Below are 15,519 nucleotides of genomic sequence, written 5' to 3' on the forward strand. Positions count from 1 at the left end.
GGCGTTTTACATTTACCAATCGTTGACCTAGTTCCCTTAGATTTCACTCTGTGGGGAACAGGGTATGGGTTTAGCAACGTCCGCTTATCGAAAAGTCGCTCCGGCAAAGCTTGAGCAGCGCGGTGCCGTGCGTCATCCAGTCGTCATCAAACGGGCCAGCATTCGCGGCCATGGCCGTCAGCCATTGGAAGCCGTGTTGGACGATCTGTCGACCTATGGTTGCCGCATCGCCGTTGACAGCCTGTTCAAGTCGGGGGAAAGGCTGTGGCTGCGCTTTGCGGGTGGCAAGGCGATCGCTGCTAATGCGGTGTGGTGCGAAGACGGCAAGCTCGGTTGCCGGTTTGACGAACCGCTCGACCGCGACCTCTTCCGTTCGTTGACACTGGTATTTGACTGAGCGCAGAGGCGCTCAATCCAGATCCCAAGCCCGCTCGCCATGGCTCGAAATGTCGAGCCCGTCGCGCTCCTGCTCTTCGCTGACGCGCATCGGGATCACCATCGACACCATATAGCCGACGATCACCGTCACCACTGCCGAATAAACCGCGACTATGCCAACGCCCTTCACTTGCGCCCAAAGCTGGCTGCCCATCGCCATTCCTTCGGCATAGCCATTGCCGCCAAATGTAGGCGAGACGAGGACAGCTAGCAGGATCGAGCCCATGATGCCGCCAACGCCATGCACGGCGAAAACATCAAGCGAGTCGTCGATCTGCAATTTGCCTTTGACCAGATGCACCGCGTAAAAGCAGACCACGCCCGCGAGCACGCCCAGGATGATGGCGCCAAGCGGTCCGACCGAACCCGAGGCGGGGGTAATCGTTGCAAGGCCCGCGACCGCGCCAGTCGCGAAGCCGACGGCTGTCGCCTTGCCGACCTTGATCTTCTCCAGCAGCATCCAGACCAGAGCCGCGACCGAAGCCGCCAAATGGGTAACAATGATCGCGGTGGCTGCGCCATCATCGTTAGCTGCCAGCGCTGAGCCGCCATTGAAGCCAAACCAGCCCACCCACAGCAATCCTGCCCCTGCGACTGTCAGTGCCGGGCTATGCGGCAGCATCAGGGTGCGCGGAAAGCCGATACGTTTGCCAAGCATCAACGCAACGACCAAAGCTGAAACGCCTGCCGTTGTATGCACCACTATGCCGCCGGCAAAATCGATCACGCCCTGATTGGCAAGGAAGCCGTTGCCCCAGACCCAGCGCGCGACCGGAACATATACCAGCAGGCTCCACAAGGCGCTGAAAGCAACGACCCAGCCAAAACGCGCGCGCTCGACCCATGCTCCGACAATTAATGCTGGCGTGATTATCGCAAAGGTCATCTGGAAGAGGCCGAAGACGAGCTCGCCAATGGTCTGGCCGTCGCGCATCGCAAACATGTTGCTGAACATCACATTTTGCAGATTGCCGATCACCGTGCCGTCGGAGGCGGAAAATGCCAGGCTGTATCCTACGACGATCCAGAGCAGAGATGTGATTGCCGCAATAGCACCGCACTGAATGAGGACAGAGAGAAAGTTCTTTGTCCGCACCAGGCCACCGTAGAACAACGCCAGACCGGGCAACGTCATCATCAGAACCAGTGCCGAGGCTGTCAGTATCCAGGCGGTATCGCCGCTGTCGGGGACGGCTTCTGCCACGACATCCTGGGCGAACCCGGCGGATGCAAACAAAAATGTGCTGAAAAATGCAGCAATCTTGAACGAACCGCGCACGGCAAACCTCTCCGATATGTCGTTATTTTGGGCAGGTCTCTAAGCCAGCAGGTGGGTGCTCGCAATTGCCAATTGCGCAAGTGCGCCATTTGTCGACAGGAAATTACGCCCAACCTTCGAGGACCTGATCGGGTGGGCGATGGCCGTCCGAGAATATCCGGATATTGGCGATAACCTTTTCGCCCGATGCCTCGCGGCCTTCAAAGGTTGCGCTGCCGAGGTGCGGTAGCAGAACGACATTCGGTATTGCCAGAAAGCGCGGGTCGATGGCTGGTTCGTGATTATAGACGTCAAGACCAGCGCCAGCGATCCGTCCGCGTGTCAGCGCCTCGATCAGGGCATCTTCATCCACAAGTTCGCCGCGTGAGCTGTTGATCAGATAGCCATCGCGTTTCATCAGCCCGATGCGTTCGCGGCTCATCAGCTTGTCGGTTTCGGTGGTCAGCGGGCAGTGCAGGGTGATGATGTCGCTCTTCGCCACCAACCGGTCGAGGTCAGGCTCGAAGGTTACGCCCAACTCGTCCTCGATACTGGCAGGTAGGCGGTGGCGCTTGTTGTAAAGAATGTTCAACCCAAAAGCGCGCGCGCGCAGCGCCACCGCTTCACCGATCCGACCAAAGCCGATAATGCCGAGCGTCTTGCCGCCAATGCGGTGGCCGAGCATGCCGGTCGGCGTCCAGCCTTTCCAATCGCCTGAGCGCATCATCCGGTGACCTTCGCCCAACCGTCGCGGGACGTTGAGGATCAGTGCCATGGTCAGATCAGCAGTGTCTTCGGTGAACACGCCGGGGGTGTTGGTGATGAGGATGCCTTTGGCTTTGGCTGCCGCCAAATCGATATGGTTCACGCCTGCGCCAAAATTGGCGAACATTTTGAGTGAAGTCGGCGCGCGGGCTATCAGGTCTGCGTCAATGCGGTCGGTTACCGTCGGAACCAATATATCCGCATCCCGCATGAGTTCCGCAATTTCATCTGCCGACATTTCATGATCGTCAGGATTGAAGCGGCAATCGAACAGTTCCGCCATACGCGCCTCGATCTGAGGCAAAAGCTTGCGGGTTACGGCGACGCGCGGGCGTTCGATGCGTTGAAACTGGGTCATGTCGGCAACCCTATGGCGCGAAGAAAGGCGACGTCAAGCTATCACCCTTGAACTGTCGGTATTGCTTACACTATAGGGAAGGGACTGGGGCAGCAGGTTGCTGGAATATATGCAAAATATCGTAAAATTCATGATTGCCGTCGCATTGGTTGCCGCAGGGGGCGGGGCCATTGCGCAGTCGACCAAAAAGACACCTTATTGGGCATCGATTGACGAACCGGAGGCGCGGACGCGTACCGGCCCGAGCACCGAGTTTCCCGTGAAGTGGGTGTATAAGCGGCAATATCTGCCTGTGAAGGTCGTTTCAGTACATGAAGTCTGGCGCAAGGTTGAAGACCCTGACGGCGATCAGGGCTGGATGCATGTCCGATTGTTGAGCCCCGAACGCTCCGCGATCGTCACCGCTCCGGGCATATCCGTGCTGCGTGAACAACCGGCGGCGACGGCGCGCATTTCGTGGCGCGTTGAAAAAGGCGTCGTGGGTCGGATCGACGATTGCCAAAAGGGCTGGTGCCGCCTCGATATTGCTGGAAGGGTTGGCTATATCGAGACAGGCCGCATCTGGGGCGAAGAAATCCCCTGACGCATTTTGCGTTTAGACAAAATTTGAAAAGCGGTGTTACAACGGGCCCTGAAAGGACATCCATCGCGTGCCCGATTACACCGCCATAAAGCTGCTCGGCATTGCCGGTGTGCTGTCTTATGCGACGGCGCGGCTGGCGACGAAGGCGGGCGTAGTTGGCTATAGCCGATATACACTGGTCGCCGTGCCCGTGAGTGGGATGCCCAAAATGCCGCGAGGATATCGTGTTGAACCGATATCGCCCGACGCGCTCGCCAAGTTCACCATCGACGCCACTGTCGAAGAGCAAACCCGCCGCTTTGCGCAAGGCCTGACCTGTCTGGCCGCCTATAATGCCCGTGATGAATTTGTCGGCGTCACCTGGGTGGGAACCGGCCCGTTCGACGAAAGCATGGTGCATTTGCGCTTTGTCGTTCCCGATACAGCGATCTGGGATACCGGCCTGTGGATTCACCCCGATCACCGCCTCGGACGCGCTTTTGCCGCCCTATGGGCCGGAACTGCGGAATGGATGCAGGCCAGGGGACGGATCTGGTCGATGAGCTGGATCGCCGACTATAATTTGCCTTCACTGTTGTCGCACCGGCGGATGCGATCGGCCACAGTCGGCCATATCACCACCGTTCGATTCTTCCATTGGCAATATATGGCGGAAGGCGTGCCGAAATTTGTGCGGATTGACCGCGGAGCGCCTGCCGAAATGCACATGCCCTTGCCGGAATCTTCATTGGCGCTGGCCTGATTTGGGCAAGACTCTGCTGGTCGGCGCTGCTATCCGTCCGGCATGTCAGACCATAAGCATCTCTACCTCGTTGACGGTTCCGCCTATATTTTTCGCGCTTATTACAGCCTGCCGCCGCTGACCAATCCGGCGGGCGTGCCGGTGGGCGCGGTTGCGGGCTATTCGAACATGCTGTGGAAGCTGGCGAGCGATCTGCACGCCGCCGACGGACCAACCCATATGGCGGTGGTTCTCGACAAGGCGGGAACCAGCTTTCGCAACGAGATTTACGACCAGTATAAAGCCAACCGCCCGCCCGCTCCGGAAGATCTGCGCCCGCAATTCCCGCTGATCCGCGATGCCACGCTCGCTTTCTCGCTGCCGATGATCGAGGAAGAGAATGTCGAGGCGGACGACATGATTGCGTGCTACACCAAGGCGGCCCGCGCGCAGGGTTGGAATGTGTCGATTATCTCGTCCGACAAGGATCTGATGCAGCTCGTCGGTGACGGTGTCGATATGTTCGACACGATGAAGGACAAGCGCATCGGACGTGACGAGGTGATTGAGAAGTTCGGTGTTGGGCCAGAGCTGGTCGGCGATGTCCTCGCGCTGATGGGTGACAGTTCGGACAATGTCCCCGGCGTGCCCGGCATTGGCCCCAAGACCGCCACCAAGCTGATTACCGAATATGGCAATCTGGAAGCGGTTCTTGCCGCCGCACCCGATATGAAGCCGTCGAAGATGCGCGATAATTTGATCGAGAATGCAGAGCTGGCACGGTTGTCTAAGGTGCTCGTCACCTTGAAAGAAGATTGTCCGCTGCCGATCCCGTTGGAGGAAATGGTGCTTGGGCCAATTCCGGAGGAGCCACTTCGGCCGTTCCTTGAGGAGCATGGTTTTCGTTCATTGCTGAATCGCATTGGCAAGACCAGCGATACGGCCTCAGCCAACAAGGCGATTGCGGGTCAGCCCAAAGCCGAACGCAAGGGCGACGGAGCAGTTGCAGTCGTTGAAGCAGGCAAGTCGGCAGCGCCTGCGCCCATGCCACCGATTGATGCTTCGACCTATGAATGCGTGACTACGGTAGAGCGGCTCGATCATTGGATAGCGGAGGCGACCAAGGCTGGTGTCGTCGGCTTCGATACCGAGACCGACAGTTTGGAAGCGGTGACCGCGCGGTTGGTGGGCTTCAGTCTCGCAACAGCACCGGGTAAGGCCTGCTATGTCCCGCTCGGCCATGGCGGAACCGATATGTTCGCAGAGAAGCCCGACCAAATACCGCTGGATGCCGCAATCGCTCGACTGAAGCCATTGCTGGAGGATGAAAGCGTCCTCAAGATCGGGCAGAACCTCAAATATGACATGTCGGTTTTGCGCCAGCATGGCCTCCGAATAACGCCGTTCGACGACACGATGGTGATGAGCTTTGCGCTCGACGCGGGTCGTCAGGGGCATGGCATGGACGAATTGTCCGAGTTGTATCTGGGACACAAACCGATCAGCTATAAATCGCTGACCGGCACCGGAAAGAGCCAGATTAGCTTTGCCGAAGTGCCACTCGCCGAGGCGACCAAATATGCCGCCGAAGACGCCGATGTTACGCTGCGGCTGTGGCATCATCTTAAGCTGCGATTGAGCCCAGAAAAGGTGACGCGGGTCTACGAACTCGTCGACCGGCCATTGGTGCCGGTGCTGAGCCAGATGGAATGCGCCGGGATAAAGGTAGATCGCACTGTGCTGGCCCGTCTGTCGACCGAATTTGCCGCGCAGATGGAGATACTCGAAAAGGAAATCCATGGCCTTGCAGGCCGGCCGTTCACCATTGGCAGTCCCCAGCAATTGGGCGCGATCCTGTTTGACAAGCTGGGTCACAAGGGTGGCAAGAAAGGCAAGTCGGGGCAATATTCGACCGACGTGACCGTGCTCGAGGATCTGGCAGGGCAGGGCGTCGAAATCGCCCGCAAGGTGCTCGACTGGCGGCAATTGGCGAAACTGAAATCGACCTATACCGACAGTTTGCAGGAACAGATCAACGCAAAAACAGGTCGCGTCCACACCAGCTATAGTCTGGTCGGCGCGCAGACCGGGCGACTGGCCTCGACCGACCCGAACCTGCAGAACATCCCGATCCGCACCGAAATCGGGCGGCAGATCCGCGATGCTTTCGTTGCCGAGCCCGGCAATGTCATATTGTCCGCCGACTATAGCCAGATCGAACTGCGCCTCGCTGCGCATATGGCCGATGTGGGGCCTTTGCGCGAAGCATTCGAACAAGGCGAAGACATCCATGCCCGCACTGCGCAGGAACTGTTCGGAGAAGTGAACCGCGACACGCGCGGGCGCGCCAAGACGATCAACTTCTCGATCCTCTATGGCATATCGCGCTGGGGGCTGGCGAAGCGGCTCGAGTCGACCTCGGAAGAAGCACAGCAGCTGATCGACGCTTATTTCAAGCGCTTCCCCGGCATCAGCGCCTATATCCAGGAAACGCTGGCGAGCGTGAAAGAAACTGGCTTCACCACGACCCTGTTCGGTCGCAAATGCTGGTTCCCGCGCATCACCTCGCAAAGCCAGGCCGAGCGGCAGGGCAGCGAGCGCGCCGCAATCAATGCGCCGATCCAGGGCACCAGCGCCGACATTATCAAGCGCGCGATGGTGCGCATGGGGCCCGCGCTGCTTGAAGCTGGGCTGACCAATGTGCAGATGCTTCTGCAGGTGCATGACGAATTGGTGTTCGAACTGCCAGAGGGCGATGTTGAAGCGGCAAGCAAGGTGATCGAAGCCGTGATGGCAGGCGCGGCAGAGCCGCTGGTCAAACTCTCGGTGCCGCTGGGAGTCGAAATCGGTATAGGGCCAAGCTGGGGCGCTGCACACTAAACAGGCATATGGGGATTTCACCCGCCTTGTAACCAAGGTCGGTGTGCACCACCTTGATTGGTATGAAAAAGCGCCACGCACTCGTCATCTCTACAGCCATATTGGCTCTGTCAGGTTGTTCAACTTTTGAGGCGGGCCCGGTCGGCAATCGTGCAGTTCCCGAACCAGCCAAGCCGGTCGAGGTCGATCGCTATCTGGGGCGCTGGTATGAGCTTGCCCGTTATGAAGCAGGATTTCAGAAGGATTGTGAAGGCGTCACTGCCGATTACAGCCTGACGGCACCCGGTCAGATCAAAGTGATCAACTCCTGCCTGCAGGGATCGCTCCAAGGTAAAAGCAAACAGGCCGATGGAAAGGCGAAGGTCGTCGAAGGCAGCCAGAACGCCAAATTGCGCGTCTCTTTCTTCGGCCCGTTTTACGGTGATTATTGGGTGCTCGACCATGCCGAGGACTATAGCTGGTCGATCGTCGGTGAACCGAGCGGACGCTATCTATGGTTGCTGCACCGCCAACCCAATCCCGGCGCGGCGACACTTTCCCGCATGAAATCCCGCGCCGCCGAATTGGGATATGATGTCGGGTTGCTCAGGATAACCAAGCAACCAGCAAGTTAGAGTTTGTCCTCGTTAGGTTGAAACATAACCGTAGCCCTGAGCCTGTCGAAGGGCACTTATCGGCTAGGCGTGCTTCGACGCGCTCAGCACTAAGATTCTACTTAAACAGGACAAACTCTAAACCAGCTCATTTGCGTATATTGACCAATCCAGCGGTCTTGCCGTCTTTTTCTGTCAGCTCGATCGTGAAATCTTCGCCGTCCTTGGTGGTTCCGGTCAACTTGGCGGCATCGCCGTCAGCCTTGATTGACTGCTTGCCGAACTGGTCCTTGAACCAGTCGCTGACCTTCGCCGGATCGGCGGGGGAGGTGAAGCCGATGCGGACGTCGGTCTGTTCATCCTTGCCGCCTTTTTCACTGGCGGTGATGTTGACTGTGTCGACCGTCGATCCGGGATAGAGCTTCACCCCGTCAATGTCGAAATTGCTGTCATCGAGCAGCTTTTTGGGCAGGCGGATGTTGGTGTCGAAACCCGGCACCTTGAAGCCAACATTACCCGTTTTGCCGTCTGCGGTGATCTGGACGGATGAGCCCTTGTCAGTGGTAGCATCAATGTTGATTGTCGTGCCTTCTTCGGGTTCATTTTTACCGCTGCAGGCTGTGATGCCTAAGGCAAGGGGCAAGGCAAGTAGGGCAAATTTCATCGGTTCAATCTCCATGTGTATTGTCTATATAATACAGCATGGAAATATGGTCAAGTTCGCTTCGTCGCACAAACGCCGTTAATGCGATTGACAGCGACGTCGATATTGACGCAATTTTGCCAGTGGTGGCACCAACCAGCGACACCTAGTCGCACACAAAAAGGGGGACGCGCATGCCACAGACTACAACCGGCTTATACCCAAGTGACCGGAAGTGGGAGTTGGAAGGTAAGGGGCAACCGCATCCCGGCGTACTTATCGGCGGTCCCGCCGCGCGCGCCAAACAGATCGAATACAGCATCCTCGCGGTGCTCCAGGTCGGCGGCGCCATGGCCGCGATCTGGTGGATGTTTACGCAGCCCAGCGGCTGGGTCGAATGGTCGGCGTTCATTTCCGGCTATCTGATCATCAACTATGGCCTATCCTGTGGCTTCCATCGATATTTCACCCATCGTTCGTTCGAAACCTCGACATGGATGCGCTATCTGATCGGTATTTGCGGGCAGATGGCCTGTCAGGGGTCGGTGAAGAAATGGGCGGCGGACCACCGGCGTCACCACGCCTTTTCGGACGAAGTGGGTGACATTCACAGCCCGCACATTGACGGCCATGGCCGCAAGATGGGCCCAGTCAAAGGCCTGTTGATAGGCCATCTCGGCTGGCTGTGGGATAATGCGCACACCGATATGCGGCTCTATGGCAAGGGGCTGGTGGGTGATCCGGTTGTCGAATTCTGCCACAAGACACGTTGGCTGTGGGTGGCCTTTTCGCTTGTCATCCTGCCTGCTGGTTGGGCGCTCGCCTTTGGCGGGCCGGAGCATGTCGTCGGCACAATTCTTATAGGTGGTTTCCTGCGCACCTTCATTTTTCTGAACGGCGTGATGGGCACGAACAGTCTGGCGCACTATTTCGGCTATCGCCGTTATCATGACGTCGGAAAAGCGACCAATAACTGGTTCATTTCCATACTGACTTTGGGCGACGGCTGGCACAACAACCACCATGCGCAGCCGCGTGCAGCCAGCAATCATGTCAGCTGGTGGGAGTTGGATTTCAACGGCTGGACGATCGAGACTCTGGGCAAGCTAGGGCTCGTATGGAACGTCCAGAAACGCGATAAAAACCGTGCTACCGGCTATCCCGAACCCAACCAGTTGGAAGGAAAGCCGGTCATGAACTTTGCCGAATCCGCCAAGGTCGACGAAGCCATTTTCTAGCCCCGCTTGCGTTCCTGCTTGTAGGTGCCAAGCAGGCGCACCTTGTTGCAATGGAATGCCAGTTCCTCCAGCGCTCGGTCGACCGCGGGATCACCGGGTGCACCTTCGATATCGGCAAAGAATTCGGTCGCTGCGAAGCTCGCGCCATTCTGGTAGCTTTCGAGCTTGGTCATGTTCACGCCATTGGTCGCAAAGCCGCCCATCGCCTTGTAAAGTGCGGCGGGGATGTTTTTCACTTCGAAAATGAATGTTGTCATCAAGGTGCCGCCATCGGCGTCTGGAATAACAGGGTCGCGGGAAAGCACGACGAAACGCGTGGTGTTGCGATCATCGTCCTCAATGCCTTCCTGGATCATCTCCAGGCCGTAAATGCCTGCGGCGATGGGCGGCGCGACGGCTGCTGCGCCTTCATCATCGCTGTCTGCCACAAAGGCGGCCGCAGCAGCAGTGTCGGCGTAAGCAATTGGCGTGATGCCCTTTGCGCGCAGAAAATGGCGGCACTGACCGAGCGCTTGGGGATGGCTCATTGCCGTTGTCAGCTTGGCATCGGCATGCTTGGCCATCAGGCAGTGCCGGATGCGCATGAAATGCTCGCCAATGATCGAAAGCCCACTTTCTGGCAGCAGGAAATGGATGTCGGCCACGCGGCCATGCAGTGAATTTTCGATGGGGATGACGGCGCGGGCAGCCCGGCCTTCTTTCACAGCATCAATCGCGTCCTCGAAAGAAAAGCACGGCACAGGCAGGCAATCGGGGTCGACCTCAAGCGCTGCCAGATGCGAATTGGCGCCGGGTGCACCCTGAAAGGAAACCGCACGCGCAGGGTCGGCTGCAGCGGCCTTGGTCATTTCCTCGACGCGGGCGAGGGCGCTTTTGGGGAAGCTCTCCATATCGGGGCTGGCCGATAGGGCAGTCAATTGGCGCGGGCAAGCAGGATTTGGCCTATTGCACCGTCCAGCATAGCAAACTAGAGGGGCGAGGGGAATCAACCGGCACCGCGCGTTCGTGCGGGCCATAGCGAATATTCAGGGCGTTTCATCATGGCAGATCGCAACAACACCATCGCAGGCTGGGCCTTGGCAGCGGGTATTGCCGCTCTCGGTTCGTCGATCCTTTTCGGCAAGATCATTCACAGCGAAACGCCCGGTGAAGGCAAGCAGGGCTATGTAATCCAAGGCGTCGAAAGCGGCGAAGGCGGCGGTGCTGCCGAAGTTCCTTTGGCGACGCTGCTTGCCACTGCAGATCCTGCCAAGGGCGAGGCTGTTTTTGCCAAGTGCAAGGCGTGCCACACGATCAATCAGGGCGGTGCGAACGGCGTTGGTCCGAATCTCTGGGCCGCAATGGGCAAGCCGCATGGCCATGTTCCAGGCTTTGCCTATTCAGACGCGCTGAAAGGCGTACCCGGCAATTGGGACTGGGAAGGCATGAACAAGTGGCTCGCCAATCCGAAAAAATATGCGCCTGGTACCAAGATGAGCTTTGCCGGCCTCGGAAATCCTGAAGAGCGTGCTGCTTTATTGCTCTATCTCAATGCACAGGGTTCGAATCTGCCCTTACCTGCGGCTCCGGCTGCTGAAGCTGCACCTGCCGAAGGTGCTGCCGCGGCAGAAGGTGGAGACGCGGCAGCCGCCGCACAGGCTGATGCCGCCAAGGAGGCCGCAGCCGCTCCAGCCAAGTAAGTCAGGGAGCTAAAGTTATGCGCAAATTAGTAATCTTCACCCCAGCGTTGTTGGCGCTGGCAGCTTGTGGTGGCACCGAGCAGAGCGAAGCACCCGCGCCAGAAGCGGAAACTGCCACTGACGCAGTCGAAGCTGCACCTGCAGCGACCGCCGAAATTTCGGGCGAAAAAAGTTTCGCCAAATGCACTGCTTGCCACAAGGTGGAAAAAGGTGCGCCCAATGGCGTTGGCCCGAACCTGCATGGCATTGTTGGCAAGGCTGTAGCTTCGACTGAGGGCTTTGCCTATTCAACCGCGATGAAAGCTAAGGGTGGCAATTGGGACGAGGCGACACTTGACGCCTATCTCGAAAATCCACGCAAAGTTGTGCCCGGCACCAAGATGGCCTTTGCGGGCATCAACAATGCCGAAGAACGCACGGCGCTGATCGCCTGGCTCAAAGAGCAGAAGTAACTTTTTCGACAAGCACCTGAATCCCCCTCCCGCTTGCTGGAGGGTTGGGGAGGGCGCGAGCGCAGCGAGCTTGTCGCCGTTACAGGCCCGCCCCCGGCCCCTCCCGCAAGCGGGAGGGGAGACTATGTCTCAATCACAAGCCTCAAGCTCGTAAAAGATCGATATTTCGCGCCAGGCTTCTTCGGCAGTTTCGACAAATTGGAACAGATCAAGGTCTTTGGGGCTGATTACGCCTTCGAGCATCAGTTCCTCAAAATTCACGACTCGTTCCCAGAAATCCTTGCCGAATAGCAGGATGGGCATCGGCTCGATCTTGCCGGTCTGGACGAGCGTCAACAGCTCGAAAAATTCATCGAACGTGCCGAAGCCGCCGGGAAATACTGCGACCGCGCGTGCGCGCAGCAGGAAGTGCATCTTGCGCAGCGCAAAATAGTGGAACTGGAAACTCAGATCCGGGGTCACATATTCGTTCGGCGCCTGTTCGTGCGGTAGGACGATGTTGAGACCGATCGTATCGGCGCCCACATCGCGCGCACCGCGATTGGCCGCCTCCATGATCGACGGGCCACCGCCAGAGCAGACGACGAAGTGGCGATTGCCATGCTCGTCCTTGATGCCGCAGCTGCTGGCGAGTTGGCCCAGCTTGCGGGCTTCGTTGTAATAATGCGAATTGGCTTTCAACCGTTCGGCAATCGTCCGGCTGCGCTCATCGGTTGCCGCTGCCAACAGAGCATCGGCCTTTTCCGGCTGCGGGATTCGTGCCGAACCATAAACGACCAGAGTTGAGGCTACTTTGGCCTCATCGAGCAGCATTTCAGGTTTAAGCAGTTCGAGCTGGAAGCGCACCGGGCGTAATTCCTCGCGGAGGAGGAACTCATTGTCCTGAAATGCCAGCTTATAGGATTTGCTCTGCGTCTGCAGGGTCTGGGGAGTCAGGTCCTTGGCAAATTTGGCTTCTTGTTGCGCTTTGTAGAAGCGACGGTCTTTCAAGTCTTTTTGTGTCATGCCCGCCTGATAGACGATTGGCAGTGAATATCCACCCCTCAGCGGCAATAGGCGCTGCCATCCGTCATCGACTGCGCCATGTCGAAATGCAGGTGATTGGCATGCGCGGCGTTGTAATCCGGTCCCAATACGGTGCCAAAACGCTTGCATGCCGACTGGTGCAGGCGGCGCAAAAAGGCGCGTTCATCGGGTTTGCCGTTCCAGCCGCTGAGCACCGAAATCCGGCGGCCATCTTTCAGGATGAAGGCGGAGACATCTACGGCATTACCAAACGCATGTTGCGACAATCGCCCGCTGCGCCCGCCATTGATGTTGCGGCAATTATAGGTGCCCATGGTTTCGATACGGACGACTTCGCTGCCCAGATAGGCTTTGGCTGCGGGTGCAACGGCGTGTTTGGCCCATGCGGTGAAGTTTGCCGCAAGCGGGCAGGTCATCGGTCCGAGATTGGTTGTGTCGGTGCCAAATGACATCAGTTTCACAGTATCGATTGTCTGACATCCACCCGAGAAGCTCTGATTGGGCAGGGGCGTGAAACGGACATTTGCCGATTTCAATGTCGACAAGCACTGCCGTGCCGGCTGGCTGCTGAACACATCATTATCGCGGCGCACCACCTCGCGATCCGAACGCCCGCCGCAAGCGGTGACCAGAAGGGCTAGGAGCAAGGCGGATACGCTGCGTACCATATGTAATAAAATGTAAGCAGGATGGTTAACAGGCGGTAAACGGCGCAAACGGTTGACCGCAAACCGAGACGCGGCTACCGGACTTTTAATGCGAACGATTCTCAATAATAAGCCTGGATTCTGGTTGTTGCTTTCCTTGCCAGCTATCCTGTTGGTTTCCGGCTGGTGGCAGGGCCGGATCGACAGCATGGACATGCTGCATCCGACTGGCGAATGGTCGGCCCGGCTGATGATTTTTGCGATGGTGCTGAGCCCGCTTCAGTCACTCCTCGGTCCGAAGCACTGGTTGAACTGGTTCATGATGCGGCGCAGGGCCATTGGCGTTGCAGCTTTCTCCTATGCCATGCTGCATCTGATTTTTTACCTTATCGATATGGGTAATCTCGACGATATCCTCGCCGAATGGCTCGCACCCGGTATCTGGACAGGTTGGGCGGCTTTCGCGCTGATGCTGCCGCTTGCGCTAACCAGCAATGATGCTTCGATGCGGTGGTTACGTGCGGGGTGGAAACGGCTGCAGCGACTCGTTTATCCGACAGCGTTGCTGACGTTGCTGCACTGGATCTGGGTGCATAATAGCTATGCGGGTGCATTGGCCCATTTCGTTCCCCTCGGGCTTTTGCTGCTCGCCCGCTTCATCAAGAAACCTCTCTCCCAAATGAAACCCCAAGGAGTTTGAATATGCGTAAACTGATCCCTTTGGCGTTGGCCGCCGCCATCGTTGCCATTTTGCCTTCCGCGCCCGCCTCAGCCACCGGCGCAATCAAGTGCAAGGCTGGGCCGCAATCGGGCTGGAAGACGCAGGAAGTCCTTAAAGCCAAGCTCGTCAAGGAAGGTTGGACAGTGCGCAAGTCGAAAGTCGATGGCGGCTGCTACGAAGTCTATGGCACCACTCCCGAAGGTGATCGTGTCGAAGCCTATTTCCACCCGGTAAGCCTGGAAAAACTCTATGTCGCGCGTCGCGGCGAAGTGTTGTTCCGCAAGCCCGGCTACTAATCAGTCGTTGACATTCCCGGGGCTGCGCCTAAAGGCGGCTCCGGGCCACGCGGTCCCAACGCCGCGCGAGCTCTCTGCAAGGAGAGAATGACATGACGAGTAAACCTGCCGCCAAACCGGCGCGCCCCTATTTTTCTTCCGGTCCCTGCGCAAAGCCGCCGGGCTGGGCTCCAGAAAAACTGAATACCGAATCGCTCGGTCGTTCGCATCGTGCCAAGATCGGCAAGTCGCGCCTACAATATTGCATCGACCTGATGCGCGAAGTGCTGCAGCTGCCTGATACGCACCGCATAGGCATCGTTCCGGGTTCGGACACCGGTGCCTTTGAAATGGCCATGTGGACGATGCTCGGCGCGCGCGGCGTAACCGCGCTCGCGTGGGAAAGTTTTGGTGAGGGCTGGGTTACGGACGCAGTCAAGCAATTAAAGCTGGAGCCAAAGGTGCACCGCGCCGATTATGGCCAGCTGCCAGATCTCGACAAGGTCGATTGGGCGGACGACGTCCTCTTCACGTGGAATGGCACCACCAGCGGCGTACGCGTACCGGATGGTGAGTGGATCCCCGATGATCGCGAGGGCCTGTCCTTTGCTGATGCCACCAGCGCAGTTTTTGCCTACGACATTCCGTGGGACAAGATCGACGTTGCCACTTTCAGCTGGCAGAAGGTGCTGGGCGGGGAGGGTGCGCATGGCGTCCTGATTCTTGGTCCTCGCGCTGTTCAACGCCTCGAAGAATATACACCTGCATGGCCGCTTCCCAAGGTTTTCCGCCTGATGTCAAAGGGCGCTTTGGCCGAAGGCGTGTTCAAGGGCGAAACCATCAACACACCGTCGATGCTCGCCGTAGAAGATGCTATTTTCGCGCTCGAGTGGGCCAAGGACCTTGGCGGCCTTTCGGGCCTGCAGGCACGCAGCAATGCAAACGCCCATGCCCTCGACAAGATTGTCGCCGAACGCGCCTGGCTCAGCCATTTGGCGGCCGATAGCGGCATCCGTTCGAAGACCAGTGTCTGTCTGTCGGTTGAAGGCGCCGATGCGGATTTCATCAAGAAATTCGCCGGACTGCTCGAAGCAGAAGGCGCGGCTTATGACATCGCCGGCTATCGCGACGCGCCTCCGGGCCTGCGCATCTGGTGCGGCGCGACCGTCGATACTGCCGACATCGAAGCGCTCGGGCCTTGGCTCGACTGGGCATTCGATACGCTGAACGCATAAAATTCAC

17 protein-coding genes are annotated in these 15,519 nt (G+C 58.1%); 11 read left to right on the plus strand and 6 right to left on the minus strand.

All coding sequences use genetic code 11. The features are described 5' to 3' along the window. Positions 1-64 precede the first annotated feature (64 nt). The gene (locus PKC81_RS01810) at positions 65-397 is read left to right on the plus strand and encodes a PilZ domain-containing protein (RefSeq protein WP_324332931.1); all 333 of its coding nucleotides are present in this window, start codon (positions 65-67) and stop codon (positions 395-397) included. A 12-nt stretch (positions 398-409) separates the two neighbouring features. On the opposite strand, the gene PKC81_RS01815 is transcribed toward PKC81_RS01810, so the two are convergent. After that, entirely contained in the window at positions 410-1,642 is a 1,233-nt protein-coding gene (locus PKC81_RS01815) for an ammonium transporter (RefSeq protein WP_324332932.1), read from the minus strand. Between the two features lie 178 nt (positions 1,643-1,820). Then, complete coding sequence (locus PKC81_RS01820; RefSeq protein WP_324332933.1) at positions 1,821-2,819, minus strand: D-glycerate dehydrogenase; 999 nt, start codon at positions 2,817-2,819, stop codon at positions 1,821-1,823. 109 nt (positions 2,820-2,928) lie between these two features. Here PKC81_RS01820 and PKC81_RS01825 point away from each other — a divergent pair, with 109 nt between their 5' ends. The 4 genes from PKC81_RS01825 (at position 2,929) to PKC81_RS01840 (ending at position 7,617) form a co-directional block, all read left to right on the plus strand. Continuing rightward, a complete protein-coding gene (locus tag PKC81_RS01825) occupies positions 2,929-3,402 on the plus strand; it encodes an SH3 domain-containing protein (RefSeq protein ID WP_324332934.1) in 474 nt (157 codons plus the stop codon). Between the two features lie 67 nt (positions 3,403-3,469). Continuing rightward, complete coding sequence (locus PKC81_RS01830; protein ID WP_324332935.1) at positions 3,470-4,144, plus strand: hypothetical protein; 675 nt, start codon at positions 3,470-3,472, stop codon at positions 4,142-4,144. A gap of 42 nt (positions 4,145-4,186) precedes the next feature. Next, complete coding sequence (gene polA / locus PKC81_RS01835; RefSeq protein WP_324332936.1) at positions 4,187-7,003, plus strand: DNA polymerase I; 2,817 nt, start codon at positions 4,187-4,189, stop codon at positions 7,001-7,003. A 62-nt stretch (positions 7,004-7,065) separates the two neighbouring features. Further along, positions 7,066-7,617 (plus strand): lipocalin family protein, encoded by a 552-nt coding sequence (locus tag PKC81_RS01840; protein ID WP_324332937.1) that lies wholly within the window; start codon positions 7,066-7,068, stop codon positions 7,615-7,617. 127 nt (positions 7,618-7,744) lie between these two features. Here the strand turns inward: PKC81_RS01840 and PKC81_RS01845 are convergent, their stop codons facing one another. Continuing rightward, positions 7,745-8,260 carry a hypothetical protein gene (locus PKC81_RS01845; RefSeq protein WP_324332938.1) on the minus strand — a complete coding sequence of 172 codons (516 nt, stop codon included), beginning with the start codon at positions 8,258-8,260 and terminating at the stop codon, positions 7,745-7,747. Between the two features lie 173 nt (positions 8,261-8,433). Between PKC81_RS01845 and PKC81_RS01850 the strand changes: the two genes are divergently transcribed. Continuing rightward, complete coding sequence (locus PKC81_RS01850; RefSeq protein ID WP_324332939.1) at positions 8,434-9,477, plus strand: acyl-CoA desaturase; 1,044 nt, start codon at positions 8,434-8,436, stop codon at positions 9,475-9,477. Here PKC81_RS01850 and PKC81_RS01855 read toward each other — a convergent pair. Beyond that, entirely contained in the window at positions 9,474-10,367 is an 894-nt protein-coding gene (locus tag PKC81_RS01855) for a prephenate dehydratase (protein WP_324332966.1), read from the minus strand. The genes PKC81_RS01850 and PKC81_RS01855 overlap by 4 nt on opposite strands. A 150-nt stretch (positions 10,368-10,517) precedes the next feature. On the opposite strand from PKC81_RS01855, the gene PKC81_RS01860 reads away from it, so the two are divergent. Together PKC81_RS01860 and PKC81_RS01865 are read left to right on the plus strand one after the other, a co-directional pair. Continuing rightward, complete coding sequence (locus tag PKC81_RS01860) at positions 10,518-11,156, plus strand: cytochrome c family protein (RefSeq protein ID WP_324332940.1); 639 nt, start codon at positions 10,518-10,520, stop codon at positions 11,154-11,156. Positions 11,157-11,173: 17 nt separating this feature from the next. Continuing rightward, entirely contained in the window at positions 11,174-11,608 is a 435-nt protein-coding gene (locus tag PKC81_RS01865; protein WP_324332941.1) for a cytochrome c family protein, read from the plus strand. A 129-nt stretch (positions 11,609-11,737) separates the two neighbouring features. Here the strand turns inward: PKC81_RS01865 and PKC81_RS01870 are convergent, their stop codons facing one another. Together PKC81_RS01870 and PKC81_RS01875 are read right to left on the minus strand one after the other, a co-directional pair. Beyond that, positions 11,738-12,613 carry a TIGR00730 family Rossman fold protein gene (locus PKC81_RS01870; protein WP_324332942.1) on the minus strand — a complete coding sequence of 292 codons (876 nt, stop codon included), beginning with the start codon at positions 12,611-12,613 and terminating at the stop codon, positions 11,738-11,740. A 38-nt stretch (positions 12,614-12,651) separates the two neighbouring features. Next, positions 12,652-13,302, minus strand: a complete 651-nt coding sequence (locus PKC81_RS01875; RefSeq protein WP_324332943.1) for an extensin family protein — start codon at positions 13,300-13,302, stop codon at positions 12,652-12,654. A gap of 88 nt (positions 13,303-13,390) precedes the next feature. Here PKC81_RS01875 and PKC81_RS01880 point away from each other — a divergent pair, with 88 nt between their 5' ends. The 3 genes from PKC81_RS01880 (at position 13,391) to PKC81_RS01890 (ending at position 15,512) form a co-directional block, all read left to right on the plus strand. After that, entirely contained in the window at positions 13,391-13,981 is a 591-nt protein-coding gene (locus PKC81_RS01880) for a ferric reductase-like transmembrane domain-containing protein (RefSeq protein ID WP_324332944.1), read from the plus strand. Positions 13,982-13,983: 2 nt separating this feature from the next. Continuing rightward, entirely contained in the window at positions 13,984-14,298 is a 315-nt protein-coding gene (locus PKC81_RS01885) for a PepSY domain-containing protein (protein WP_324332945.1), read from the plus strand. A 92-nt stretch (positions 14,299-14,390) separates the two neighbouring features. Beyond that, entirely contained in the window at positions 14,391-15,512 is a 1,122-nt protein-coding gene (locus PKC81_RS01890) for a phosphoserine transaminase (RefSeq protein ID WP_324332946.1), read from the plus strand. Positions 15,513-15,519: the final 7 nt, after the last annotated feature.

The organism is Sphingorhabdus sp. (genome assembly GCF_035329025.1).
Classification (GTDB): domain Bacteria; phylum Pseudomonadota; class Alphaproteobacteria; order Sphingomonadales; family Sphingomonadaceae; genus Sphingorhabdus_B.